Below are 22,943 nucleotides of genomic sequence, written 5' to 3' on the forward strand. Positions count from 1 at the left end.
GATGAGCCATGGGCACGCCGATTTCATCGAGGTCTACCCCGACGCACTGGACGCGGACACCTGCCGCACCATTGTCGCCCGTTTCGACGCCAGCCGGCAGGACCAGCCGGGCAAGATCGGGGGCGGGCACTATCCGGAGCTCAAGCACAGCCGCGACATCAGCATCAGCGGTCTGGCCGATTGGAAAGACGTGGAACAGCGGCTCAACCTGGCGATGTGCGCCGGCCTAGTCCACTACCTGCGCAAGTACCCGTACACGCTGATCGCCCCGCTGATGCTGCAGCGCCCCGGTGGGGACGGCCAGCTGCGCCGGCTGCATCACGGCGACGTGGCCGCGATGGACGATGCAGAACTGACCCGGCTGATCACCACGGTCTACGTGCCCGGCCGGATCAACCTGCAGCGCTATCCCGCCGGCGAAGGCGGCTACCCGTACTGGCATTGCGAGCTGTTTCCGAAGGACGCGACGGCCGATACGCTGCACCGCCACCTGCTGTGGACGCTCTACCTCAACGAGGATTTCGACGAAGGCGAAACCGAGTTCTTCCACCAGCAGCGCAAGATCGCACCGCGCACCGGCAGCCTGCTGATCGCGCCGACCGCCTTCACCCACACCCACCGAGGCAACCGCCCGCGGCGCGGCGACAAGTACATCGCCACCAGCTGGGTCCTGTTCCAGCGCGCGGAGCGGCTCTACGGGCAGGGCTGAAAGCGGAAGCTCAGAACAGCTCGCCCTGCGGCGAGGGCTTGCGCGGCGCCACGAACAGGCCGCACTCCAGCGGCGGATGCCGCCGGCCGGCGAAGCCAAAGCGCTTGTGCGCCAGCGTGAACCGCCTGGCCAGCAGGTCGGCGTAGACGCCTTCGCCGCGCATGCGCGTGCCGAAGCGCGAATCGTAGTCCTTGCCGCCGCGCAGCTGCTGGATCGTGCTCATCACGTGCTCTGCCCGTTGCGGCAGGTGGGTCCGCAGCCAGTCGCGGAACAGCGGCGCCACCTCGTGCGGCAACCGCAGCAGTACGTAGCCGGCCGACGTGGCGCCGGCATCGCGCGCGGCTTCCAGCACCGCTTCCAGCTCATGGTCGTTCACCCAGGGAATCACCGGCGCGAACATCACGCCCGCCGGCACGCCGGCTTCGCTGAGCCGCTTCACCGCCTTCAGCCGCGAGTGTGGCGCGGAGGCGCGAGGTTCCAGCCGCGAGGACAGGCCGTTGTCCAGCGTGGTGACGGAGAAATAGACATGCACCAGGTTCTCGCGCGCCATCGGGGCGAGCAGGTCCAGGTCGCGCTCGACCAGCGCGTTCTTGGTGATCAGCGAGAATGGATGCCGGGTCTCGGCCAATACTTCGATGATCCGCCGGGTCAGTTGCAATCGCCGTTCGGTCGGCTGGTAGGCATCGGTGTTGATGCCCAGCGAGATCGGGCTGACCTGGTAGCCGGGCTTGGCCAGCTCGCGCCGCAGCACTTCCGGTGCGTTGGTCTTGGCGTAGATCTTGGTCTCGAAGTCCAGCCCCGGCGACAGATCCAGGTAAGCGTGCGAAGGGCGCGCGAAGCAGTACGAGCAGCCATGCTCGCAACCCCGATAGGGATTCAACGACTGCGAGAACGGGATGTCCGGCGACTGGTTGCGGCTGATCACACTGCGCGCGGTTTCCTCGCGCACCTCGGTGCGTGGCGCGGATTCGATGTCGCCTTCGCCGTCGCGCTCGTGCCAGCCGTCATCGACGGCCTGCGGCGTGGTCACGGCGAAGCGGCCCGGCAGGTAGCCGGTGGAACCGCGTCCTTTGATGCCGGGGTGTTTGCGGGACTCCATGGGGGCAGCTTACGCCCGGGCCGTCGCAGCAACGGCGACACGGCTAGAATCCCCGCATGCTGCAGACACTGAATGATCTCTGGGCCGCGTTCTGGTCGATTCCGCATCTGAAGGCCTGGGTCACCGGGGCGTGGCTGCTCTACCTGGTGCCGCTGTGCGCCTGGATCATCCTGCAGAAGCGCGAGCCGGTGGCCACGCTCAGCTGGCTGCTGTCGCTGGCGATGCTGCCGTACATCGGCTACCTGGTGTATTTCCTGCTGGGGCCGCAGAAGATCAAGCGGCAGCAGTTGCGCCGTTCGCGCTCGCGCGAAGGGCTGGACACCTATGAAGTGTTCTGCGCCACCGACACGCGGTGCGCGGAACTGCCGATGCTGGGCCAGGCGGTGACCGGCCTGCCGCCCTCGACCGCCACTTCGGTGCAGCTGCTGGTGGACGGGTGCGCCACCTACCTGACCCTGCTGGACGCGATCGCTGGCGCGCGTAACCACGTGCACCTGGAGTACTACATCTTCAACGGCGACCGCACCGGCCTGCGCATGCTCGAGGCGCTGGCCGAGCGCGCCCGCGCCGGGGTGAAGGTGCGGTTGCTGCTGGACGCGGTGGGCTCGGGCCGCTTGAAGCAGCGCGCATTGCAGTCGCTGGTGGACGCCGGCGGCGAGTACGCCTGGTTCCATCCCACGCGCTTCCGCCCGTTCACCCGTCCCTGGCTGAACCTGCGCACGCACCGCAAGATCGTGGTGGTGGACGGCGCGATCGCCTTCACCGGCGGCATCAACATCACCGACGAACAGGACGAATCCCTGCGCGACGATGCCTACCGCGACCTGCACCTGCGGATGGAGGGCGAGGTGGTGCGCAGCGTGCAGCAGGTGTTCGTGGAGGACTGGGTCTACGCCACCGGCCAGCAGCGCAAGGACTTCCAGGGCACCCGGTTGTGGAGCGCCACCGAGGCCAACGTGCAGGGAGGCATCGTCACCCAGACGCTGATCTCCGGCCCGGACTCGGCCTGGGAACCGATCCACCGCATGCAGGTGGCGGCCATCCACGAGGCCAAGCGTCGCGTGTGGCTGGTGACGCCCTATTTCGTCCCGGGCGAGGCCGCGCGCATGGCGCTGACCTCGGCCGCACTGGGCGGCCTGGACGTGCGGCTGGTGGTGCCGAAGATCAGCGATTCGCGGCTGGTCACGCTGGCCGCGCGTTCCTACTTCGACGAACTGCTGGCCGCGGGCGTGAAGGTCTACGAATACGGCCCGCGGATGATGCACAGCAAAGCGCTGCTGTGCGACGACGAGCTGGCCATCATCGGCAGCGCCAACTTCGACCACCGCAGTTTCCGGCTGAACTTCGAGATCTCGATGATGTTCCGCGACCGTGGCATGGCGGGCACGCTGGCGCAGCTGCTGGAGGGCGAGATCGCCGCGTCCTCGCAGGTGCACCCGCAGCGTCACCGGTCGCTTTGGCGCCACCGCCTGCCCGAGGCGATGGCCCGGCTGATGTCGCCGTTGCTGTGAACGGCGGCCATTTTTGGCGGCCGGCGGAAACGGTAAGATGCGCCAGGATTCCCCGGGGGTGGACGATGCATTGGCTCTTCCTGCTGCTTGCCATGGGCTCGCTGGTCATCGCGATGCGGACCTCGTCGATGGCGCTGATGGTGGTCTGCCTGCTGGCCTCGCTGGGCCTGTTCGTCGCGTGGATCGTCGGCTGGTACGCGCAACGCGTCGGCGACGGCAGCCGCGACGAGGCGCAGATGATCGATCCTTCCGAGCTGCGCCGCCTGCGCGAACTCGCCGAGGCCCGGCGCAACGCGACGCCCCCCTCCGGCGAGCCGCCCGCGCTGTGACGCCCACGGCGCGGAAGACGCGTTGACGCGATGACCCTGCTCAGCGTCAACGTCAACAAGATCGCGGTGCTGCGCAACTCGCGCGGCGGCGGCGAGCCGGACGTGGTGCGCGCCGCGCGCACCTGCCTGTATGCCGGCGCCCACGGCATCACCGTGCATCCGCGTCCGGACCAGCGCCACATCCGCACCGACGACGTGCTGGCGCTGTCCGCGCTGACCCGCGAGAGCGGGGTGGAATTGAACCTGGAAGGCAACCCGTTCGCCCCGCCACGCGACGGCTACCCGGGCTTCCTGGCCCTGTGCGAACAGGTCCGCCCGGCCCAGGCCACGCTGGTGCCCGACGGCGACGGGCAGATCACCTCCGATCATGGCTTCGACTTCGTCCGCGATGCCGAGCGCCTGCGCCCGCTGGTGGCCGAACTGAAGGCGCTGGGCTGCCGGGTCAGCCTGTTCGCCGATGCCGGCTGCGAGGGACTGGAGAACGCGGCGGCCATCGGCGCCGATCGCATCGAGATCTACACCGGGCCCTTCGCCGAAGCGCTGGCCCGGGGCGACGCGTCGACGGAACTGGCGCGCTGCGCCGCCACCGCCCGGCACGCGCAGGCGCTGGGGTTGGGCGTCAATGCCGGACACGACCTCAGCCAGGCCAACCTGGACGAGTTCCTGGAAGCCGTTCCCGGCGTACTGGAAGTCTCCATCGGCCACGCGTTGATCGGCGAAGCGCTGTATGCGGGCCTGCAACGCACCGTGCACAAGTATCTGGCCATCCTGGACGAGGCAGGGCAAGCCCGCCGGGCCAGCTAGCAGGCCCGGCCACGCGACGGCCGGTTATTGCCTCAGGCTGATCTGGTCGAAACCACTGGCCTCCGCCACGGCCAGGGCGGTGACCATCTGCTGGTACTCCGCGCCGGACGCCGACTGCACCTGCAATACCGTCTTCGGGTCGGACACATGCGCTTCTTCCAGCTGCGTGCGCAGCTGGCCCAGCGTCATCGGGCGATCGTCCAGCCGGTAGCCGCCGTCGACATCCACCTGCAGCAGCAATTGCGGCGGCGGATCCACGCGCCGTTGGTCGATGGGCCGCGGCTGCGGCAGGATCAGGTTGATCGGTCGCGACAGCAGCGGCGCGGTGACCATGAAGATCACCAGCAGCACCAGCATGACGTCGACCAGCGGGGTGATGTTGATTTCGGCCAGGGCGGCGCGGGGTGCGGGGTCGGAGAAAGCCATTGCGAACTCCTTCTGTTGGGGACCGTCCCGGCCGACGCTACGCCTGCTCCCGCGGCACCGCAAGTCCCGCCCTGCGGGCAACGGGCCGGCCGCGCACCAGGCGCCGCGCAAAGAAAAACGCCGCCCTTGCAGGCGGCGTTTCAATTTGTTGCGCAAGCGTCGGGTTTACTGCACGAAACCGATCTTCAGCATCTGCGCGTTCTTGGCGGCGGCCAGCACCTTGGCCATCACCTCGTACTGCGCTTCCGAATTGGCTTCGATGCGCAGCTCCGGCTGGTTGGTCGGATCGCGCTGGACTTCGTCTTCCATCCGCCGCTGCAGATCGTTCACGTTGACCGGGCTGTTGTTCCAGTACACGGAACCGGCCGCGTCGATGCGCAGGTCGATCGGCGGCGGCGGTTCGCGCAGCTGCGGCGGCGGGTTGATCACCCGCTGCGGCAGCGCCACTTCGATCGGGTAGGTCATGATCGGCGCGGTCACGATGAAGATGATCAGCAGCACCAGCATCACGTCCACGAGGGGCGTGACGTTGATGTCGGCCATGGGGCCCTTGCTTCCACTGCTACTGAATGCCATGGCTTACTGCCCCTTCTCTTTCGTCGCCACGTAGCCGATGTCCAGCATGCCCTGGCTCTGCGCGATCTTGGTGACTTCGGCGATGGTGCCCATCTTGGTGGTGCGGTCGCCGCGCAGATTCAGCTTGGGCTGCGGCTGCAACTGCGCCGCGCTGGACAGGCGCGATTCCAGGATTTCCTTGCTGACGGGCTCGTCGCCCCAGTACAGGGAACCGTCTTCCCTCACCGAGATGGTGATCGGCGGGGTCTTCGGCGCTTCCTGATCCTTGTCCTGGACCAGGTTCGCCTCGGGCAGCTCGATCTTCACCTTGTGCGACATCAGCGGCGCGGTGATGATGAAGATGATCAGCAGCACCAGCATCACGTCCACGAGGGGCGTGACGTTGATTTCGGCCATCGGGCCGCCGCTATTACCACTACTGAACGCCATAACAGGCTCCGTTTAAAACGTTGCGTTGACTGCTGCTGCCGCCGGCTCAGCGGACGCGCGAGCCGGTGGCGAAGAAGTCGTGCAGATCGTGAGCGAACGTGTCGAACTTGGCGATCGTCGAGCTGTTGATCTTGCTGAAGAAGTTGTAGGCGAACACCGCCGGGATAGCGACGAACAGACCGATGGCGGTCATGATCAGCGCTTCGCCCACCGGGCCGGCGACGGCGTCGATGGAGGCCTGGCCGGTGGCGCCGATGCGGATCAGGGCGCCGTAGATGCCCCACACCGTACCCAGCAGGCCGACGAACGGAGCGGTCGCGCCCACGGTGGCCAGCAGGGTCATGCCGGTCTGCAGGTTGGAGCTCTCGCGGGTCACGGCCTGGCGCAGCGCGCGGTCCACGAACTCCGAACGGCTCAGCGATTCGGCGAGGCTGGAGCCTTCCTGGCGCTGGTGGTGGGCGGCGGCAAGCGCGGCGTCGAGGGCGATCTTGGAGAACGGCTCGTTCTTCGGCTGTTCTTCCATCAGGCGGATGGCGTCCTGCGCATTCGGGGTTTCCCAGAACGTGCTGGTGACGCGATCGGCCTGGCTCTTCAGGCGGGTGCTCTTCAGCACGTTGATGACCGTCCAGTACCAGGACATGGCCGACATGACCACCAGGGTGAGCAGCACGACCCAGGAGACGACGAACTCGCCCGGCTTGCTGGTCATCTCGCTGATCATGTGCTCGAAGCCCATCTGCGACAGGGCATTCGCGGCGTTGTTGCCCCCGGCTGCGGCGGCGAAAAGGGTTTCCTGCAGCATGACGCTTACCTTTATATGTGTGTTGATTGAGGGTGTTGCGGGTTACGGTGTGAAGCGGTTGGGATACCGGGTGCCGGCGTCAGCCACCCATGTTGAAGTCCACCGGCACGCGGACACGGCCCGCGGCCTTCTGGCCATTGACGATGGATGGGTTGAAGCGCCACTTGCGGGCGGCATCCATGGCCGCGCGATCGAGATCGCGGTTGCGGCTGGATTTTTCCACCGACACGTTGGTCACGTTGCCGTTGGCATCGACGTCGATGATCAGGATGACCGTGCCTTCGATGCCGGCGCGGGCGGCGGCCGGCGGGTAGCGGGGCGGGTTCATGTTCTTCGACGAGATGTCGACGCTGGCGCCGATGTCCGGCGTGGGCGCCGGCGGGGCCGGCGGCGACGGCGGGGTGACGATGTCGGTCGGACGTGGCTCGGCGATGTCGACCGGCGGGGCTTCCGGCGGCGGCGGCAGCGGCGTGGTCTTCGGCGGCGCCAGGTTCTTGACCGGCGGCGGCGGGGTGTCCTGCTTCGGCGGCGGCGGCGGCGGCGGGGGAGGCGGCGGCGGCGCGTCGACGATGACGACCGAGGTGCGACGCTCCTGCTCCTTTTCCGCCGGCGGGGCGACCGCCGGGATCAGCAGCGCAAGCAGGGCGGCTGCGTGCAACGCGATCACGAAGGCAATACCGATGATACGGGGCCAGTTGAGGCTGTTGTCCTCTTCTTCGTCCCGGTACCTGTTGATGACCAGTTGTTCAGCCATGCGCCAATTAACTCAAGGTTGGATACGGGTGCCAGGGCACCACGTTTGAATTGGATCCCGCCGACAGGCTTTCTGTCGGCGGAACCCCCAGCTTATACCAATCCGACGCCGCAGTACCATCACCGATTGCGATTTCTGGCCTACGGTGTCATGAATCCGATCACGGCAGCGCGATGATCTTCCTCGCGTCTTCCGGTTTCTTCAGGCCCTTGTCCAGCGCCGCCTTGGCGGCCACCTTCGCCTCCGGAATGCGGTCCTCCTGCCACAGCACGCGGGCCAGGTTGAGATAGGTGTCGCCGGTGGGCGCCAGCGGGGCCGCCTTCTGCCAGGCCTCGATGGCCGGGCCGACCTGGTCCGAGTAGTAGTACGCCTGCGCCAGCGCCAGCTGGGTCTGGTAGTCGGGCTTCAGGATGCCCTTCTGCAGGCCCTCGTTGACCACGGAGATCACATCCTTCTCCCTGCCGTCCATGTTGGCGTAGGTCACGTAAAGCTGACGATACTCTTTTTCATCGGTCATCTGGCCGGCGGCGCGTATCTTCTCCAGCGTGGCGGCGGCCTTGTCGAACTGGTCGGCCTGCTGGTACGTGGCCACCAGGTTCAACAGGGTCTTCTTGTCGTCCGGATTCTTGGCCGCCAGCTGCTCGGCGATCCTGACCGCCTCGCCCGGCTGGTCGGCGCCGGCGTACGAGGCCAGCAACAGGCCGTACCAGGCGTCCTTGGGTTCGGTAGTGGCGGCGATGGCCTGGTTCAGGACCGGAATGGCCTCGGCGTACTTCTCCATCTGGTAGAGGGCCTGGCCCTTCTGGATAAGGTCTTCGGGCCTGGCCGACTTGGTTTCGGCCAGGTAACGGTCCAGGTTGGCCATGCCAGGCTCGAACTCGTCGTCCTGCAACTGCAGCTGGGCCAGCATCAGCAACGCCTGGTAATGCGCGTTGTTGTCCAGGCTGTTGAGATCGACCACCTGTTGCAGCAACTGCTTGGCCGTGGCCGTGTCGTCCAGGTTGTAGGCCGCCTGCGCGCCCAACTGGGCGGCCATGCCCTTGTCGTATTCGTTCGCGTCGGCTTCGGCCAGCAGTTCCCTGGCGAGCGCCAGCGTCTCGGCGTCGTTGTCATCCTTCTCGTAGGCCTTGAACAGCTTGCTCAGCTTGTTCTGCATCTTGCTGGAAGCCTTGGCCTTGGGCTCCTCGCGGGTGGCGTCGGGATAGCGCACTTCGGCCTTGGCACTCTTGTTGCTGCGCGAACTGCGGTCGGCCGAGCGCGCGCTCTGCGCCACGGCTTCGGCGACGATGCCGCCGCCGAAGGCGGCCAGCAGCATCAGGCTGAGAACGGTCTTTTTCTGCGTCAGAAGCTTCATGTCTAACCTCGTCGGGCCATCCGGGGGGATGACGGTCTACCCCGCCTGCATGCGGGGCCGGCAAAACTAACAGAAACGGGCGGGCGGCGGATACAGGTCCGGATGTTGCGCGGCAACCATACCGGGCCGTGTGTCAGCCGCACTTGGGGGTGTTTCCGGCCTTCCTGGCCGCCTCGTAGGTGGGGACGAGGGAGGGGGCGTCGCGTTGCAGTTCGCGGATGCGGTTGGCCGGATCCGGGTGGGTGGACAGCCATTGCGGGGACCGCGCGCCGCTGGCGGCCATCATGTTCTGCCACAGGTCCACCGCCTGGCGCGGGTCGAAGCCGGCCTGCGCCATCAACCGCTGCCCGACCACGTCCGCCTCGCTTTCCTGGGTGCGCGAGCCCGGCAGCAGGAAAGCCGCCTGGGCGGTCATGCCGCCGAGCTGGTTGACCGTGCTCGCCGCGCCGTCGCCGTAGCGGGCGCCCGCCAATGCGCCGAGCAGGCCCAGGCCCTTCTGCGCGCCCATCTGCCGGGTGATGCGCTCCTCGTGGTGGCGCGCGATCACATGGCCGATCTCGTGGCCGAGCACGGCGGCCAGCTGGTCCTGGTTCTTCGCGACGGTGAAGATGCCGGTGTTCACCCCGACCTTGCCGCCGGGCAATGCGAAGGCGTTGGGCTCGTTGTCCGAAAACACCGCGGTTTCCCATGCCACGTTGCGCTGCTCGGGCGGCAGCTGGCGGACCAGTGCGTTGACCACGCAGGTGACGTAGGCGTTCTGCCGCGCGTCGCGATTGAGGGTTTCCTTGGCCTTGGTCTCGGCAAAGGCCTGCGCGCCCAGTTGGTTCAGTTGTTCCTGCGACACCGCGCCGACCATCTGCGTGCGGCCGGTGGGCGAGGTGGTCGTTGCGCACGCGGTGAGGCCGAAGGCCACGGCGACCGCGAGAATCATGGGTTTCATGCCTGCCCCCTGAGGCGATTCGTACACGGCCAGTGTGGGCAATGCAGTCTTAAACTTTCGTCAATCACATTTGCGTTTCAGCCGCCGGACGCCTGCAACATCCCCAGCGCTAGCGCATTGTTCAGCATGTGGGCGCCGATCGGCGCCCACAGGGTGCCGGTATGCCGGTAGACCACGGCGAAGACGGCCCCCATCGCGACATAGACCGCCAGCAGGAACACCGTGGTCAGCGGCGGATTGCCGGTCAGTCCCGGTATTTCATGCATCAGCGCGAATACCGCGCTGCTCAGCGCCACGCCCAGCACCGGCCAGCCCGCCGCCCACAGGCGGCCGAACAGCACGCGCCGGAACAGCACTTCCTCGTACAGCGGCGCCAGCACCACCACGAACAGCGACAGGAACACCGGATACTGCGCGAAACCGGCTTCGATCAGGGCCAGGTTGCTGGGGTTGGGCTCCAGGCCCAGCCGACGTCCGCACCAGGTCAGCAACGAGCTGAGCAGGAAGGTGGCCACGCCCGCGGCCAGCACCCAGGCCCAGGTGCGGAAGCGACGGGCGGCGGCGAAGGAGTGCGCGCGTTCCGCGGGGGTGGCGCGACGACGCCAGACGTAGAGCAGCAACGAAGTGCAGCCCATGCTGATCAGCGTCATCACGATCAGCACCAGCGCGCCCGGGGCGCCGAGTTGCGCGGCCAGCGCATCGGGGGCCAGTGCGCCATCGTGCTGCATCGCCAGTCGCACGCCGCGCCACAGTGCCCAACCGAAGTAGCACGCCATCATCAGCGCGAACATCATGACCAGCGCGAGCAACGCATCCAGCCCGAACGCCAGCAACGGGCCGCGCAAGGGCAGAGGCGGAGGGACGACGATGCGCATGCCGTCCGCGCGTGGCGCGGACGGCACCGATGACGATGCGGGTTCGCTCATCCGCGCACGATCACACGTCCAGGTTGGAAACCTTCAGCGCGTTGTCCTCGATGAACTCGCGGCGCGGTTCCACCACGTCGCCCATCAGCGTGCTGAAGATCTGGTCGGCGGCCACCGCGTCCTCGATCCGCACCTGCAGCAGGCGGCGCGTATCGGGATTCACCGTGGTATCCCACAGCTGCTCGGGATTCATTTCGCCCAGGCCCTTGAAGCGCTGGATGCTGCGGCCCTTCTTGGCTTCCTCCAGCAACCACGCCTGCGCGTCGGCGAAGCTGGCGACGGCCTGCGCCTTGTTGCCGCGGACAACCTGCGCGCCATCGCGCACCAGCCCGTGCAGCAATGCGGCGGCTTCGCGCAACGGGCGCAGTTCGCCGCTCTCGAACGCCGACAGCGAAAGCACCTGCACCAGCTCTTCGCCCATGTGCTTGCGCGTGGCCAGCAATGCGGCCGGGCGCTGCTCGTTGGCGGCCTGCAGGGTCAGCGAATAGCGCGCACTGCCCAGGCTGCCGCGGTTGAGCTTGGCTTCCAGCGCGTCCAGCTCGTGGCGCTCGTCGATGTTGCTCTGCAGATGCGCGGCGTCCAGCGGCGTGAAGTCGATCAGCGATTCCAGCAGGATGGGATCGTAGCGATGCGCGTTGCGCGCGATGGTGTCGCGCGCGGTGGTGAAGACCAGCAGCAGCTTCTCCAGCGCCTCGCCGGTGATCGGCGGTTCGCCTTCGGCGGGAATCAGCGACGCGCCTTCCACGGCATTGTTGGCCAGGTACACGTTGAGCGCCGCATCGTCCTTCAGGTACAGCTCCTGCTTGCCCTGCTTCAACTTGTACAGCGGCGGCAGGCCGATGTAGATGTGGCCGCGCTCGATCAACTCCGGCATCTGCCGGTAGAAGAACGTCAGCAGCAGCGTGCGGATGTGCGAGCCGTCCACGTCGGCGTCGGTCATGATGATGATGCGGTGGTAGCGCAGCTTGTCCGGGTTGTATTCGTCCTTGCCGATGCCGGTGCCCAGCGCGGTGATCAGCGTGCCGACTTCGGCCGAAGCGAGCATGCGGTCGAAGCGCGCGCGTTCCACGTTGAGGATCTTGCCGCGCAGCGGCAGCACCGCCTGGTTCTTGCGGTTGCGGCCCTGCTTGGCGGAACCGCCGGCCGAGTCGCCCTCGACGATGAACAGTTCCGACAGCGCCGGGTCCTTCTCCTGGCAGTCGGCCAGCTTGCCCGGCAGGCCGGCGATGTCCAGCGCGCCCTTGCGGCGGGTCAGGTCGCGGGCCTTGCGCGCGGCCTCGCGGGCGCGGGCGGCATCGACGATCTTGCTGGCGATGGCGCGGGCTTCGTTGGGGTGTTCTTGCAGGAACTCCTCCAAACGTGCACCGAACGTGCTCTCAACGGCCGGCCTGACCTCGGAACTGACCAGCTTTTCCTTGGTCTGCGAGGAAAAGCTGGGATCCGGCACCTTCACCGACAGCACCGCGATCATGCCTTCGCGCATGTCGTCGCCGGACAGGTTCACCTTGGCCTGCCTGGCGATGCCGTTCTGTTCGATGTAGTTGGTCAGCGTGCGCGTCAGCGCGGCGCGGAACCCGATCAGATGGGTGCCGCCGTCCTTCTGCGGGATGTTGTTGGTGAAGCAGAACATCGTTTCCTGGTAGGCGTCGGTCCATTGCAGCGCCACGTCCACCACGATGCCGCTGGCTTCGCCGGTCACCGAAATGACGTTGGGATGCAGCGGGGTCTTCAGCTGCGCCAGGTGCTCGACGAAGCTGCGGATGCCGCCTTCGTACTCGAAGACGTCCTGGCGGCCTTCGCCGCGCTCGTCGATCAGGGTGATCTTGACGCCGGAATTGAGGAACGACAGTTCGCGCAGGCGGCGCGCCAGGATGTCGTAGTGGAATTCCACGTCGCTGAAGATTTCCACCGCCGGCTTGAAGCGCAATGTGGTGCCGCGCTTCTCGGAGGCTTCCAGCTGCTTGAGCGAGTAGAGCGGCTCGCCCAGCGAATATTCCTGCTGGTAGTGATGGCCATCGCGCCAGATATCGAGCCACAGGTGCTCGGACAGCGCATTGACCACCGACACGCCCACGCCATGCAGGCCGCCGGAAACCTTGTAGCTGTTGTCGTCGAACTTGCCGCCGGCGTGCAGCACGGTGAGGATGACCTCGGCCGCGGAAACGCCTTCTTCCTTGTGGATGTCGACCGGGATGCCGCGGCCGTTGTCCGAGACCGAAACCGAACCGTCCTCGTGGATCTTCACCACCACGTCGTCGGCGTGGCCGGCGAGGGCTTCGTCGATGGAGTTGTCGACGACCTCGAACACCATGTGGTGCAGGCCGGTGCCGTCGTGGACATCGCCGATGTACATGCCCGGACGCTTGCGGACCGCTTCCAGGCCGCGCAGGACGGTGATCTTGCTGGAGTCGTAGTTGCCGTTCGGTGGTACAGGAATCGTTTCGTCGGTCATTCGCTTCTGGTCGGCTGCATAGCCCCGGACGGCGCTGCCAGGCTGGCGGGCGCCGCGCATTCGCTATTGGGTTCGGAGAGGAATTATAGCATCCGCCCTGTCGGCGCCCCGGGCCCGGGGCAGCGGGTTCAGGTAGAGCGGATCTCGCCTTGTTCCACGTGGAACAGCATCAATGGCGCGTCGATGCCGGCAAGACCGGCAGGCGGTTCGGTGCCGGTGACGAATACCTGGGCACCGCTGGCCAGCAGGCGATCCAGCACCCGCTGCTGATGGCGGCGATCCAGCTCCGAGGCCAGGTCGTCCAGGGCGATCACCGGCCATTCGCCGCGGCGTCGGGCATAGTCCTGCGCCTGCGCCAGCAGACACGAGAGCGCCGTCAGCTTGGCCTGGCCGCGCGAGAGGGTTTCCCGCGCCGGTGTCGCCGCATAGTCCACCCGCCAGTCGGCGCGATGCGGGCCGACCGAGGTGTAGCCGGCGGCGCGGTCGCGATCGCGGGCCAGCAGCAGAGCATCGGCCAGCGAAAACTCATGGCGGCGCCATCCCGGCTGGAATTCCAGGCTGGCCCGGCCTAACGACGGCACCAGTTCCCCGGCGACCTGCTGCAGATCGGTCTGCAGCTGCTCCAGGTACTGCAGGCGGCGTTGGGTCAGCGGTTCCCCGGCTTCGGCCAGCTCATGGTCCCACGCGTCAAGCTGGCTGCCGCCCGTTCCAGATTTCAGCAGGGCATTGCGCTGCTTCAGCGCCCGCGCATAGCGGCGCCACAACGATAGGAAATCCTGTTCCACGTGGAACAAACCCCAATCGACGAAGCGCCGGCGGGGTTCGCCGCCTCCGGTGACGAGGGCATGGCTGCCCGGCTCGAAGCTGACCACCGCCAGCGCGGCGCACAGATCGCCCAACTGGCCGACCGTCTCGCCGTCCAGGCGTCCCGTCCATGCCTGCCCGGAGTGCCGCAGCCCGGCCTTCCGCAGGCGGGGAACATCGCCTTCCTGCCATTCGACGAACACCTCCACGGCTTCGGAACCGGTCCGCACCAGCCCGTCACGGACGCGGCCCCGGAAACTGCGGCCGTAGGCCATCAGGTGCAGCGCCTCCAGCAGGCTGGTCTTGCCCGCCCCGTTGTCGCCCGTGATCAGGTTCAATCCCGGGCCGGGCGCCATGGACACCTGCTGGAATCGCCGCAGGCCCGCCACGCTCAGCCGGGTTACCTGCACAAGACGCAATCCGGATTATGGGAGAGAGGTATGCATGCCCGGGGAGAAGGGCGCGGGGGAGTGGGGGAAGCGCAAGGCATGGCGCGATTTTATGGGTATCCGGATTTCAGTGGGGGAATCCTTCGGGTGGCGCCGTTTCCATAGGAAGAAACGCCGGCCAAAAACGACTTCGCCCGGCACAGGCCGGGCGAAGGTCGTGTTCCACGTGAAACCAACCGTCGTCAGAGGCGCAGCGGCATCACTACGTGACGGGACTTCTCGCTGCTGGCCTCGCGGACCAGGGCCGACGAATTGGCATCGCGCAGCTGGATGATGATGTTCTCCTCGCGCAGGGCGGACAGGGCATCCAGCAGGTAGTTCACGTTGAAGCCGATCGCCAGACCATCGACCTTGGTGTCGGCCTCGATCTCTTCCTGCGCCTCTTCCTGTTCCGGGTTGTGCGCGCTGATCTTCAACTGGCCGGGCGAGACTTCCACGCGCACGCCGCGGTATTTCTCGTTGGACAGGATCGCGGCACGCTGCAGCGCGGCACGCAGCACCTCGCGGTCCAGCAGTACCTCGCGGTCGGCGCCGATCGGGATCACTGCGGCATAGTCGGGGAAGCGGCCATCGATCAGCTTCGAAGTGAAAGTCACATCGTCCCGCTTCACCCGGATATGGCTGCGGCCGACTTCCAGTTCCAGCGAACGGTCGCCGCCTTCCAGCAAGCGCTGCAGTTCGGTCACGCCCTTGCGCGGCACGATGATCTGGCGTTTGGACGCTGCTGCTCCTTCCAGCTGCGCTTCACACAGGGCCAGACGGTGGCCGTCGGTGGCCACACAGCGCAGCGTGCGGTCGGCCAGGTCGAACAACAGGCCGTTGAGGTAATAGCGCACGTCCTGCTGCGCCATCGCGAACGCCGTGCGTTCGATCAGTTCCTTCAGCGTCGCTTCCGGCACCTCGATCCGCTCGGTGGCTTCGACCTCGTCCACCGAAGGGAAATCGTTGGCCGGCAACGTGGCCAAGGTGAAGCGGCTGCGGCCGGCCTGCACGGTGACCTTGTCGCCGGTCTGGCTGACGGTGACCTTGCTGCCATCGGGCAACGCCCGGACGATCTCGAACAGCTTGCGGGCCGGGATGGTGGTTTCCCCGTCCTGTGCATCGTCGACCGCGCTGCGCGCGATCATTTCCACTTCCAGGTCGGTACCGGTCAGCGAAAGCTGCCCGTTCTGCACCTGGACCAGGAAATTCGCCAGTACCGGCAGTGTCTGCCGGCGTTCGACCACGTTGACCACCTGGGCCAAGGGCTTGAGGAAAGCTTCGCGCTGCAGACTGAAACGCATGAGTGTTGGGGCCCCTTCGCTTTGGATTTTGAAGACTAAAAGCTTAAAAGCTGGTGGTGATGGTAGGGCCGGAAATCCGGGAAAACCTACCTAACTATATGAATTGTATCGGTTTTAAAGCCGCCGAACCCGGTGGACAGGGTGCCGCGTAGCTGTGGTGGAACCTGTGGACAACTTTCCGGCCCGATTTCGCGCACATCTTATCCACAGAAGGTAGGCCTGCTTGTCCACGAAGTTGTGCGTTGTCCGCGCCGTAGGCCTTGCCTACAGTATCGCCACAGCGTGCGGCGATCGCTTGCAAGGGACGGCGACCCGGACCCGGAGATCGGCCAGCGGTGCGCGGGGCAGGCGCCGCCATACAGGCGTGCGGCGTTGCATCGCGTCCGTTCCGCCGGACCTGCCAGGGCCCACGAAGAACAGCACACTTCACAGCTCGGATAACGTGAAGCACCGGCCCGGACACTCTTGAATCCACGCGGACCGTAGGCGTGGCCAGCGCTTATTCGCTGAGTTTCCGGATCAGCTTGTCCCAGTCCTCGCGCAGCTTGCCGTCCGCTTCCATCAGGGTGCGGATCTGTCGGCAAGCGTGCAGCACGGTCGTGTGGTCACGGCCGGCGAACGCGTCGCCGATTTCCGGCAGGCTGTGTTCGGTCAGTTCCTTGGCCAAGGCCATCGCCACCTGCCGCGGGCGCGCCAACGAGCGCGTGCGCCGCTTGGACAGCAGGTCCTTGACTTGCAGACCGTAGTAGTCTGCCACGGTCTTCTGGATATTGGGGATGCTGATGGCCTGTTGCTGCGCGCGCAGCAGGTCGCGCAGCGTTTCCTGCGCGAATTCGGTGGTGATGGCGCGGCCGGTGAAGTTGGCGCGCGCGGCCAGCGTGTTGAGCGCGCCTTCCAGGTCGCGCACGTTGCTGCGCATCTTCTTTGCCAACAGGAAGGCCACGTCGTCCGGGATCTGCGCGCCGCGCTCGTGAGCCTTGGCCAGCACGATGGCCGCGCGCGTCTCGAAGTCCGGCGGGTCGATCGCCACGCTCAGGCCCCAGGCCAGGCGCGATTTCAGGCGCGGTTCCAGGCCTTCCACTTCGCGCGGATAGCGGTCGCAGGTCAGGATGATCTGCTGGCGGCCGTCGAACAGCGCGTTGAAGGTGTGGAAGAACTCCTCCTGCGTGCGGTCCTTGCCGGCGAAGAACTGGATGTCGTCGATCAGCAGCGCGTCCACCTGCTGGAAGCGGCGCTTGAACTGGTCCATCGACTTCTCGATCAACGCCTTGGTCATCGCGCTGAAGAACTGCTCGCTGCGCAGGTACAGCACGCGCGCGTTCGGGTTCTGCCGGCGCATCTCGTTGCCGGCGGCGAACATCAGGTGGGTCTTGCCCAGCCCGGTGCCGCCGTACAGCAGCAGCGGGTTGTGGGCGCGGTCGCCGGGCTTCTGCGCGGCCTGCCAGGCGGCGGCGCGGCCGAGCTGGTTGCTGCGGCCCTCGACGAAGTTGTCGAAGGTGTAGTGCGTATCGAGGTTGCCGGCGAACGGTTCCGCGTAGGCGGACGTGCCGACGGCGGATGCCGCGGCCGGCGCCGCCGTACCATCCACCGGCTTGCTGCGCGAGCCGATCTCCAGCGAGACGTCATTGTGGCCGGCGAAGTAGTCCAGCAGTTCGCGGATGCGTCCCAGGTAGCGCTCGCGCACCTGCTCCACGATGAAGGCGTTCGGCGCGTACAGCACCACGGCGTTGCTGCGCTGTTCGGCCTGCAGGGGCTTCAGCCAAGTGTGTACATCCTCGGCCGGCAGTTCGGCTTCCAGGCGTTCGAGGCAACGGGGCCAGGCATCCATCAGGTGAAGCAACTCGCGTATGGGGGTCGAACAGGCCGCCGCGCGATGTCGGTGACATCGCGGGCCGGATCAATGGGGTCGGCCAGCCTACCACCGCCGCCGGGACCCGCCAACGATCCTGTGCATAAGATGTGGATGAATGGACGAACGGCGGCCGTTCCGCCGCGTCCTTCCGGGGCGTGCGCCGGCAAGTGGCGCGGCAGTTGACCGTAACCTGCCGGTTCCTATAGAATTTCCGGTTCTTTCCACCCGCCAACACGCCCGAGGGCCCCATGGCCACCAAGCGCACTTACCAACCCAGCAATCTGAAGCGCAAGCGCGACCACGGTTTCCGTGCCCGCATGAAGACCGCCGACGGCCGCAAGATCCTGTCGCGTCGCCGTGCCAAGGGCCGCAAGCGCCTGACCGCCTGATGGCTTTGCCGCGCTTCGCGGCCAAAGCATCAATGCGTTCCCTGCATCACCAGGAGCCCGCACGTCCACGTGCGGGCTTCTTGCTGAGATGAGCACCGGTTTCCCGCGCGCCGCGCGGGTACGGGCACGCGCCGACTATGCGCGCGTGTTCGACCAGGCCCGCCGAACCTCCGATCCGCTGCTGAGCCTGCACTGGCTGGCGGGCGATGGCCCGGCGCGCCTGGGCCTGGCGGTATCGCGCAAGGTCGATACCCGCGCCGTGGTGCGCAACCGGATCAAGCGCCAGTTGCGCGAGCATTTCCGCCGCCTGCGCGCGGATCTGCCGGGCGGCGACTACGTGGTGGTGGCGCGCGCGCCGGCCGCCAAGGCATCCGCATCGCAGCTGCGTGCCACGTTCGAACGCGTGCTGGCGCGCGCCGGCGCATTGCCGACGGCGGCGGCGGGCGGCACAATGCCGCCGGCCTTGAATTCCCCGGCGCTTCCACCCATTCCTCCTTCTTTCCCCAAACCGGAACCCGACGCCGGTTGAGACCGCCTGCCTGATGAACCAGACCCGTGTATTCCTGATCTTCGCCTGGCTGATGGTGGCCACCCTGTTGTGGATGGAGTGGGGCAAGGAGAAGGCCGCGCCTGTCGCGCCGGCCGCTTCCGCACAGCCCGTCGCCGCGTCTGCGGCGGGCAGCACCGTACCCAGCGCAGCAGGCCTGGATGCCGCGCCGCCCGCCAGCGGCACGGTTCCGGCCGCGCCGACGGCGGAACCGGCCCTGGTCGCGCCGCCTTCGTCCCGTCCGGCTTCCGGCTCGCGGGTGACCATCACCACCGACGTGCTGCGGTTGGTGCTGGACGGCGGCAGCGTGCTGCAGGCCGACCTGCTGCACTACCCGCAGAGCAAGACCCCCGGCAGCGGTCCGGTCCGCCTGCTCAGCGAGGATCCGCAGCATTTCTACGTGGCCGAAAGCGGCTGGGTCAGCAGCCAGTCGAAGGCGCCTGACCACCACGCCTTCGTCGCGGAAGGGATTGCCGGCGAGGTATCGCTGGCCCAGGGCGACGACAGCGTGTCGGTGCCGTTCGTATGGCATGGCCCGGACGGCGTCACCATCCGCCGCACCTACACCCTGAAGCGCGCCAGCTACGAGATCGAGGTCAGCGATCAGGTGGCCAACACCGGCAGCGCGCCATGGCAGGGCGTGGTCTATCGCCAGCTGCTGCGCACTCCGCCGCAGGTCAAGAGCGGCATGACCAATCCGGAATCCTTCAGCTTCAGCGGCGCCACCTGGTGGGACGGCGGCTACCAGCGCCGCAAGTTCAACGAGGACTACCTGGAGGACGGTCGCGTCAACCAGGAAGTGACCGGCGGCTGGGTCGCGATCCTGCAGCACCACTTCTTCAGCGCCTGGATCCCGCAGGCGGCCGACACCACCACGATCTCGCTGGATGCCCCCGAAAACGGCAAGCGCGCGCTGATCCGCGAGATGGGCCCGGGCGTCAACGTCGCGCCCGGCCAGCAGGCCACGACCAGCGCGCGGCTGTGGGTCGGCCCCAAGCTCGTGGACAAGATCAAGGCCGCCAACGTGCCCGGCCTGGACCGCGCGGTGGACTACAGCCAGTTCTCGATCCTGGCGATCCTGGGCCAGGGACTGTTCTGGGTGCTCAACTTCCTGCACGGCTTCATCGGCAACTGGGGCTGGTCCATCATCGGCCTGGTGATCCTGGTCAAGCTGGCGCTGTATCCGCTGTCGGCGGCGCAGTACAAGAGCTTCGCCAAGATGCGCAAGTTCCAGCCGCGCATCCAGCAGCTGAAGGAACGCTACGGCGACGACAAGCAGAAGTTCCAGGTCGCCATGATGGAGCTGTACAAGAAGGAGAAGATCAACCCGATGGGCGGCTGCCTGCCCATCCTGGTGCAGATGCCGGTGTTCCTGTCGCTGTACTGGGTGCTGGTGGAATCGGTGGAGCTGCGCCAGGCGCCGTGGTTCGCGTGGATCCAGGACCTGACCGCGCGCGACCCGTACTTCATCCTGCCCGTGCTCAACATGCTGGTGATGTGGCTGACGCAGAAGATGACGCCGGCCCCGGGCATGGACCCGATGCAGCAGAAGATGATGCAGTTCATGCCGCTGGTGTTCGGCGTGATGATGGCGTTCTTCCCGTCGGGCCTGGTGCTGTACTGGGTCACCAACGGCGCGCTGGGCCTGTTGCAGCAGTGGTGGATGACCAAGCGCCACGGCGAACCGGCCACGCCGAAGACCAGTCCGGCGAAGTAATTGCTGCCGTGATCGATGCCGCAAAGCCCGCCGGATGGCGGGCTTTGCGTTTCCGCTACGCTAAGGCCGCTTGCCACGCCTCAATGCCATGACCGCACGCCAGGACACCATCGCCGCGATCGCCACTGCGCCCGGAGCCGGTGGCGTGGGCATCGTGCGGCTGTCCGGTCCGGCGGCGCTGTCGATCACGCGCTCGATCTGCGCGCGTGCGTTGACGCCGCGCCACGCGCACCACGTGCGTTTCCACGATGCGGACGGCGTGGTCATCGACGACGGCATCGCGCTGGCCTTCCCGGCGCCGCACAGCTTCACCGGCGAGGACGTGGTGGAACTGCAGGCGCACGGCAGCCCGGTGGTGCTGCAGCAACTGGTCGCACGCGCCTGCGCGCTGGGCGCGCGGCATGCGCGACCGGGGGAGTTCTCCGAACGCGCCTTCCTCAACGGCAAGCTCGACCTGGCGCAGGCCGAGGCCATCGCCGACCTGATCGCGGCGGCGGATACGCGCGCCGCCCGCGCGGCCCGGCGTTCGCTGGATGGCGTGTTCTCGCAGCGGGTGGAGGCCATCGGCACGCAACTGCTCGCGTTGCGCGTCCACGTCGAGGCCGCCATCGACTTCGCCGACGAATCGCTCGACACGCTGGGCGGTCGCGAAGTGCGAACGAAGCTGGCCGAAGCACGGGCGCGACTCGCGCGGCTCATCGTCGAAGCCGAACGCGGCCGCAAGCTGCGCGACGGCCTGCATGCGGTCATCATCGGTCCGCCCAACGCGGGCAAGAGTTCGCTGCTCAACGCACTGGCCGGCAGCGACCGCGCCATCGTCACCGATGTGGCCGGCACCACCCGCGACACCCTGCGCGAAACCATCCGCCTGGATGGGCTGGAACTGCATCTTGTCGACACCGCTGGATTGCGCGAAGGCGGCGACGCCATCGAGCGCGAAGGCATGCGCCGCGCGCGCGCGGAACTGGAGCGCGCCGACGTGGCGCTGGTCGTCGTCGATGCCCGCGACCCGCGGGCCGGCCGTGCGGCCGTGGCCGGCGACATTCCCCACGTGTCCCGGGTGCTGTGGATCCACAACAAGGTGGACCTGCTGCCGGAAGTGCCCGCGGACGATGCCGCGACGGTCTACGTTTCGGCCGCGCGTGCGCTGGGCCTGGACAACCTGCATGCGCGGCTGCGCGCCTTGGCCGGCGATCAGGGAGGCGAAGGCAGCGAAGGCGAATTCTCAGCGCGCGCCCGCCACGTGGAGGCGTTGCAGCGGGCCGCGCAGCACGCCGGGGCCGCGGCGGCGCAACTGGAGCATGAACACCTGGAACTCGCCGCCGAGGAACTTCGCCTCTCGCACGACGCGCTGGGCGAGATCACCGGCCGCCTGTCCGCCGACGACATGCTGGGCCACATCTTCTCTACGTTCTGCATCGGGAAGTAGCGCCGCGCATGCGTCGTGCGGAAACGGCAGCGCCGCCGCGCCGCGCAAAACTGTGACGCCCATCAAGAGATACCGGGCGTGGCCGAGCGTAACCTGAGTGCCGGGTAGGGGTACCCGGCCAATATCGCGGCGATCCACGCCGTGGATTGGCGACCAGTGAGGAACGCTCGTGCCAATCCGCGATGCACGCCGCGGCCGGATCGCTTCGCGATTCCCGGCCGGAAGCCGTCGCCAAGGTTGACAAAAGCGCCCGGATGACGCGTTCTACGCGCATTGGGGAATGTCGTCGTCATTCGCAAGCTTTGGGGGAGTTGAACCGATGTCTTTAGTCCGCATTTTCCGGCGCACGCGCCTCGTGGCGCCGCTGTTGCTGATCGTCGCCGTGGCGGCCTGCTCGAAGAAGGAAGAAGCTGCCGATCCCGCCGCAGCGGCAGGCACTCCGGCCGCGCCCGCGCCTGCGGTCGCCGAACCCGCCCCGCCGCCGCCGGCCGTGTCCGCGCAGGTGCAGGCGATGGACACCGACGCGCTGCGCGAGGCGGCCACCCAGGCGCTGCGCGAGAACCGCATCTACGCTCCCGGCGGCGACAATGCGATGGAGTACTACCTGGCCTTGCGCGACAAGCTGCCCAACGATCCGGGCGTGACCAGCGCGTTGACCGACCTGTTGCCGTACACGCTGATCGCCGCCGAGCAGAGCATCGCGCGCGAGGAATTCGCCGAGGCGCAGCGGCTGTCGGCCATTATCGAGAAGGTCGATCCCAACGCCCCCGCATTGCCGCGCTTGAAGCAGAGCATCGCCGCCTCGCAGCAGGCCGTCGCCCAGCGCGCGATCGCCAACGAGACCAAGAGCAAGGCCGACGAGGAAGCCCGGTTGAGGGAACAGCAGCGCCTGGCGCAGCTGGCCGAACAGCAGAGGGCCGCCGAAGCCGCGGCCGCGCAGCAGTTGGCGCAACAGCAGGAAGCCGCCCGCGTCGAGGCCGCGCGCCTGGAGGCCGAACGCCAGGCCGCGGCCCAGCGTGAAGCCGCCGAACGTGCCGCCGCCGCCACCCGCGCCGCCGCGCCGGCCGCTGCGCCGGCGGCACAGACACTGCGCGCGGTCAGCACGCCGGCGCCGCGTTATCCGCCGGAAGCCCTGCGTTCGGGCACCAGCGGCGAAGTGCTGGTGGAAATCACCGTGGGCACCGACGGTTCCGTCACCAACGCCCGCGTCGTGCGCGCCACTCCGGCCCGCGTGTTCGACCGCGAAGCGCTGAACGCCGTGCGCCGCTGGAAGTTCGAGCCGGTGGACTCGCCGGTCACGACCCGCCGCACCATCGGCTTCAGTCCCGGCTGACGGCCTGCCGTCGTGGGCAAGGAAAAAGT

At 67.3% G+C, this 22,943-nt stretch carries 22 protein-coding genes; 9 read left to right on the top strand and 13 right to left on the bottom strand.

All coding sequences use genetic code 11. From position 1 onward, the window contains the following. Position 1 precedes the first annotated feature (1 nt). The gene (locus AAD027_RS03615) at positions 2-709 is read left to right on the top strand and encodes a 2OG-Fe(II) oxygenase (protein WP_341724634.1); all 708 of its coding nucleotides are present in this window, start codon (positions 2-4) and stop codon (positions 707-709) included. A 10-nt stretch (positions 710-719) separates the two neighbouring features. On the opposite strand, the gene AAD027_RS03620 is transcribed toward AAD027_RS03615, so the two are convergent. Next, the gene (locus tag AAD027_RS03620) at positions 720-1,808 is read right to left on the bottom strand and encodes a PA0069 family radical SAM protein (protein WP_341724635.1); all 1,089 of its coding nucleotides are present in this window, start codon (positions 1,806-1,808) and stop codon (positions 720-722) included. 56 nt (positions 1,809-1,864) lie between these two features. Between AAD027_RS03620 and cls the strand changes: the two genes are divergently transcribed. The 3 genes from cls to AAD027_RS03635 all read left to right on the top strand — a co-directional run bounded on the left by cls (position 1,865) and on the right by AAD027_RS03635 (position 4,452). Then, positions 1,865-3,319, top strand: coding sequence for a cardiolipin synthase (gene cls / locus AAD027_RS03625; protein WP_341724636.1), 1,455 nt, complete (start codon positions 1,865-1,867; stop codon positions 3,317-3,319). A 65-nt stretch (positions 3,320-3,384) separates the two neighbouring features. Continuing rightward, on the top strand, positions 3,385-3,648 hold the full coding sequence (locus AAD027_RS03630) for a hypothetical protein (protein ID WP_341724637.1): 264 nt from the start codon (positions 3,385-3,387) through the stop codon (positions 3,646-3,648). A 30-nt stretch (positions 3,649-3,678) separates the two neighbouring features. Then, positions 3,679-4,452, top strand: a complete 774-nt coding sequence (locus AAD027_RS03635; protein ID WP_341724638.1) for a pyridoxine 5'-phosphate synthase — start codon at positions 3,679-3,681, stop codon at positions 4,450-4,452. Between the two features lie 24 nt (positions 4,453-4,476). Here the strand turns inward: AAD027_RS03635 and AAD027_RS03640 are convergent, their stop codons facing one another. The 12 genes from AAD027_RS03640 to dnaA all read right to left on the bottom strand — a co-directional run bounded on the left by AAD027_RS03640 (position 4,477) and on the right by dnaA (position 17,475). Next, positions 4,477-4,878, bottom strand: a complete 402-nt coding sequence (locus AAD027_RS03640) for an ExbD/TolR family protein (protein WP_341724639.1) — start codon at positions 4,876-4,878, stop codon at positions 4,477-4,479. 165 nt (positions 4,879-5,043) lie between these two features. Beyond that, positions 5,044-5,454 carry an ExbD/TolR family protein gene (locus tag AAD027_RS03645; RefSeq protein WP_341724640.1) on the bottom strand — a complete coding sequence of 137 codons (411 nt, stop codon included), beginning with the start codon at positions 5,452-5,454 and terminating at the stop codon, positions 5,044-5,046. A gap of 3 nt (positions 5,455-5,457) precedes the next feature. Further along, positions 5,458-5,883, bottom strand: coding sequence for an ExbD/TolR family protein (locus AAD027_RS03650; RefSeq protein WP_341724641.1), 426 nt, complete (start codon positions 5,881-5,883; stop codon positions 5,458-5,460). 46 nt (positions 5,884-5,929) lie between these two features. Continuing rightward, the gene (gene exbB / locus AAD027_RS03655; RefSeq protein ID WP_341724642.1) at positions 5,930-6,685 is read right to left on the bottom strand and encodes a TonB-system energizer ExbB; all 756 of its coding nucleotides are present in this window, start codon (positions 6,683-6,685) and stop codon (positions 5,930-5,932) included. A 79-nt stretch (positions 6,686-6,764) separates the two neighbouring features. Beyond that, positions 6,765-7,439 (bottom strand): energy transducer TonB, encoded by a 675-nt coding sequence (locus AAD027_RS03660; protein WP_341724643.1) that lies wholly within the window; start codon positions 7,437-7,439, stop codon positions 6,765-6,767. A gap of 160 nt (positions 7,440-7,599) precedes the next feature. Next, positions 7,600-8,793 carry a tetratricopeptide repeat protein gene (locus AAD027_RS03665; RefSeq protein WP_341724644.1) on the bottom strand — a complete coding sequence of 398 codons (1,194 nt, stop codon included), beginning with the start codon at positions 8,791-8,793 and terminating at the stop codon, positions 7,600-7,602. A 133-nt stretch (positions 8,794-8,926) separates the two neighbouring features. Then, entirely contained in the window at positions 8,927-9,733 is an 807-nt protein-coding gene (locus AAD027_RS03670; protein WP_341724645.1) for a M48 family metallopeptidase, read from the bottom strand. A gap of 77 nt (positions 9,734-9,810) precedes the next feature. After that, complete coding sequence (locus tag AAD027_RS03675; RefSeq protein WP_341724646.1) at positions 9,811-10,659, bottom strand: CPBP family intramembrane glutamic endopeptidase; 849 nt, start codon at positions 10,657-10,659, stop codon at positions 9,811-9,813. 10 nt (positions 10,660-10,669) lie between these two features. Further along, positions 10,670-13,111 (bottom strand): DNA topoisomerase (ATP-hydrolyzing) subunit B, encoded by a 2,442-nt coding sequence (gene gyrB, locus AAD027_RS03680; protein ID WP_341724647.1) that lies wholly within the window; start codon positions 13,109-13,111, stop codon positions 10,670-10,672. 128 nt (positions 13,112-13,239) lie between these two features. Further along, on the bottom strand, positions 13,240-14,325 hold the full coding sequence (gene recF / locus AAD027_RS03685; RefSeq protein ID WP_341724746.1) for a DNA replication/repair protein RecF: 1,086 nt from the start codon (positions 14,323-14,325) through the stop codon (positions 13,240-13,242). Positions 14,326-14,546: 221 nt separating this feature from the next. Next, positions 14,547-15,647, bottom strand: coding sequence for a DNA polymerase III subunit beta (dnaN, locus tag AAD027_RS03690; protein ID WP_341724648.1), 1,101 nt, complete (start codon positions 15,645-15,647; stop codon positions 14,547-14,549). 499 nt (positions 15,648-16,146) lie between these two features. Then, positions 16,147-17,475, bottom strand: coding sequence for a chromosomal replication initiator protein DnaA (dnaA, locus tag AAD027_RS03695; RefSeq protein WP_341724649.1), 1,329 nt, complete (start codon positions 17,473-17,475; stop codon positions 16,147-16,149). A 272-nt stretch (positions 17,476-17,747) separates the two neighbouring features. Between dnaA and rpmH the strand changes: the two genes are divergently transcribed. From rpmH to AAD027_RS03720, 5 genes are all read left to right on the top strand, one after another. Beyond that, positions 17,748-17,888, top strand: coding sequence for a 50S ribosomal protein L34 (gene rpmH / locus AAD027_RS03700; protein WP_097123437.1), 141 nt, complete (start codon positions 17,748-17,750; stop codon positions 17,886-17,888). Between the two features lie 88 nt (positions 17,889-17,976). Continuing rightward, positions 17,977-18,417 (top strand): ribonuclease P protein component, encoded by a 441-nt coding sequence (gene rnpA, locus AAD027_RS03705; RefSeq protein ID WP_341724650.1) that lies wholly within the window; start codon positions 17,977-17,979, stop codon positions 18,415-18,417. A 13-nt stretch (positions 18,418-18,430) separates the two neighbouring features. Next, complete coding sequence (gene yidC, locus AAD027_RS03710; protein WP_341724651.1) at positions 18,431-20,152, top strand: membrane protein insertase YidC; 1,722 nt, start codon at positions 18,431-18,433, stop codon at positions 20,150-20,152. An 88-nt stretch (positions 20,153-20,240) separates the two neighbouring features. Next, complete coding sequence (gene mnmE, locus AAD027_RS03715; RefSeq protein ID WP_341724652.1) at positions 20,241-21,581, top strand: tRNA uridine-5-carboxymethylaminomethyl(34) synthesis GTPase MnmE; 1,341 nt, start codon at positions 20,241-20,243, stop codon at positions 21,579-21,581. Positions 21,582-21,900: 319 nt separating this feature from the next. Next, entirely contained in the window at positions 21,901-22,914 is a 1,014-nt protein-coding gene (locus tag AAD027_RS03720) for an energy transducer TonB (RefSeq protein WP_341724653.1), read from the top strand. The last annotated feature ends 29 nt before the right edge of the window (positions 22,915-22,943 follow it).

The organism is Pseudoxanthomonas putridarboris (assembly GCF_038321125.1).
Taxonomy (GTDB): Bacteria; Pseudomonadota; Gammaproteobacteria; order Xanthomonadales; family Xanthomonadaceae; genus Pseudoxanthomonas_A; species Pseudoxanthomonas_A putridarboris.

Excerpts from the sequence above, each read along its gene's own strand:
- AAD027_RS03615 (WP_341724634.1), top strand. The coding sequence starts at position 2 with ATGAGCCATGGGCACGCCGATTTCATCGAGGTCTACCCCGACGCACTG.
- AAD027_RS03620 (WP_341724635.1), bottom strand. The coding sequence starts at position 1,808 with ATGGAGTCCCGCAAACACCCCGGCATCAAAGGACGCGGTTCCACCGGC.
- cls (WP_341724636.1), top strand. The coding sequence starts at position 1,865 with ATGCTGCAGACACTGAATGATCTCTGGGCCGCGTTCTGGTCGATTCCG.
- AAD027_RS03630 (WP_341724637.1), top strand. The coding sequence starts at position 3,385 with ATGCATTGGCTCTTCCTGCTGCTTGCCATGGGCTCGCTGGTCATCGCG.
- AAD027_RS03635 (WP_341724638.1), top strand. The coding sequence starts at position 3,679 with ATGACCCTGCTCAGCGTCAACGTCAACAAGATCGCGGTGCTGCGCAAC.
- AAD027_RS03640 (WP_341724639.1), bottom strand. The coding sequence starts at position 4,878 with ATGGCTTTCTCCGACCCCGCACCCCGCGCCGCCCTGGCCGAAATCAAC.
- AAD027_RS03645 (WP_341724640.1), bottom strand. The coding sequence starts at position 5,454 with ATGGCATTCAGTAGCAGTGGAAGCAAGGGCCCCATGGCCGACATCAAC.
- AAD027_RS03650 (WP_341724641.1), bottom strand. The coding sequence starts at position 5,883 with ATGGCGTTCAGTAGTGGTAATAGCGGCGGCCCGATGGCCGAAATCAAC.
- exbB (WP_341724642.1), bottom strand. The coding sequence starts at position 6,685 with ATGCTGCAGGAAACCCTTTTCGCCGCCGCAGCCGGGGGCAACAACGCC.
- AAD027_RS03660 (WP_341724643.1), bottom strand. The coding sequence starts at position 7,439 with ATGGCTGAACAACTGGTCATCAACAGGTACCGGGACGAAGAAGAGGAC.
- AAD027_RS03665 (WP_341724644.1), bottom strand. The coding sequence starts at position 8,793 with ATGAAGCTTCTGACGCAGAAAAAGACCGTTCTCAGCCTGATGCTGCTG.
- AAD027_RS03670 (WP_341724645.1), bottom strand. The coding sequence starts at position 9,733 with ATGAAACCCATGATTCTCGCGGTCGCCGTGGCCTTCGGCCTCACCGCG.
- AAD027_RS03675 (WP_341724646.1), bottom strand. The coding sequence starts at position 10,659 with ATGAGCGAACCCGCATCGTCATCGGTGCCGTCCGCGCCACGCGCGGAC.
- gyrB (WP_341724647.1), bottom strand. The coding sequence starts at position 13,111 with ATGACCGACGAAACGATTCCTGTACCACCGAACGGCAACTACGACTCC.
- dnaN (WP_341724648.1), bottom strand. The coding sequence starts at position 15,647 with ATGCGTTTCAGTCTGCAGCGCGAAGCTTTCCTCAAGCCCTTGGCCCAG.
- dnaA (WP_341724649.1), bottom strand. The coding sequence starts at position 17,475 with ATGGATGCCTGGCCCCGTTGCCTCGAACGCCTGGAAGCCGAACTGCCG.
- rpmH (WP_097123437.1), top strand. The coding sequence starts at position 17,748 with ATGGCCACCAAGCGCACTTACCAACCCAGCAATCTGAAGCGCAAGCGC.
- rnpA (WP_341724650.1), top strand. The coding sequence starts at position 17,977 with ATGAGCACCGGTTTCCCGCGCGCCGCGCGGGTACGGGCACGCGCCGAC.
- yidC (WP_341724651.1), top strand. The coding sequence starts at position 18,431 with ATGAACCAGACCCGTGTATTCCTGATCTTCGCCTGGCTGATGGTGGCC.
- mnmE (WP_341724652.1), top strand. The coding sequence starts at position 20,241 with ATGACCGCACGCCAGGACACCATCGCCGCGATCGCCACTGCGCCCGGA.
- AAD027_RS03720 (WP_341724653.1), top strand. The coding sequence starts at position 21,901 with ATGTCTTTAGTCCGCATTTTCCGGCGCACGCGCCTCGTGGCGCCGCTG.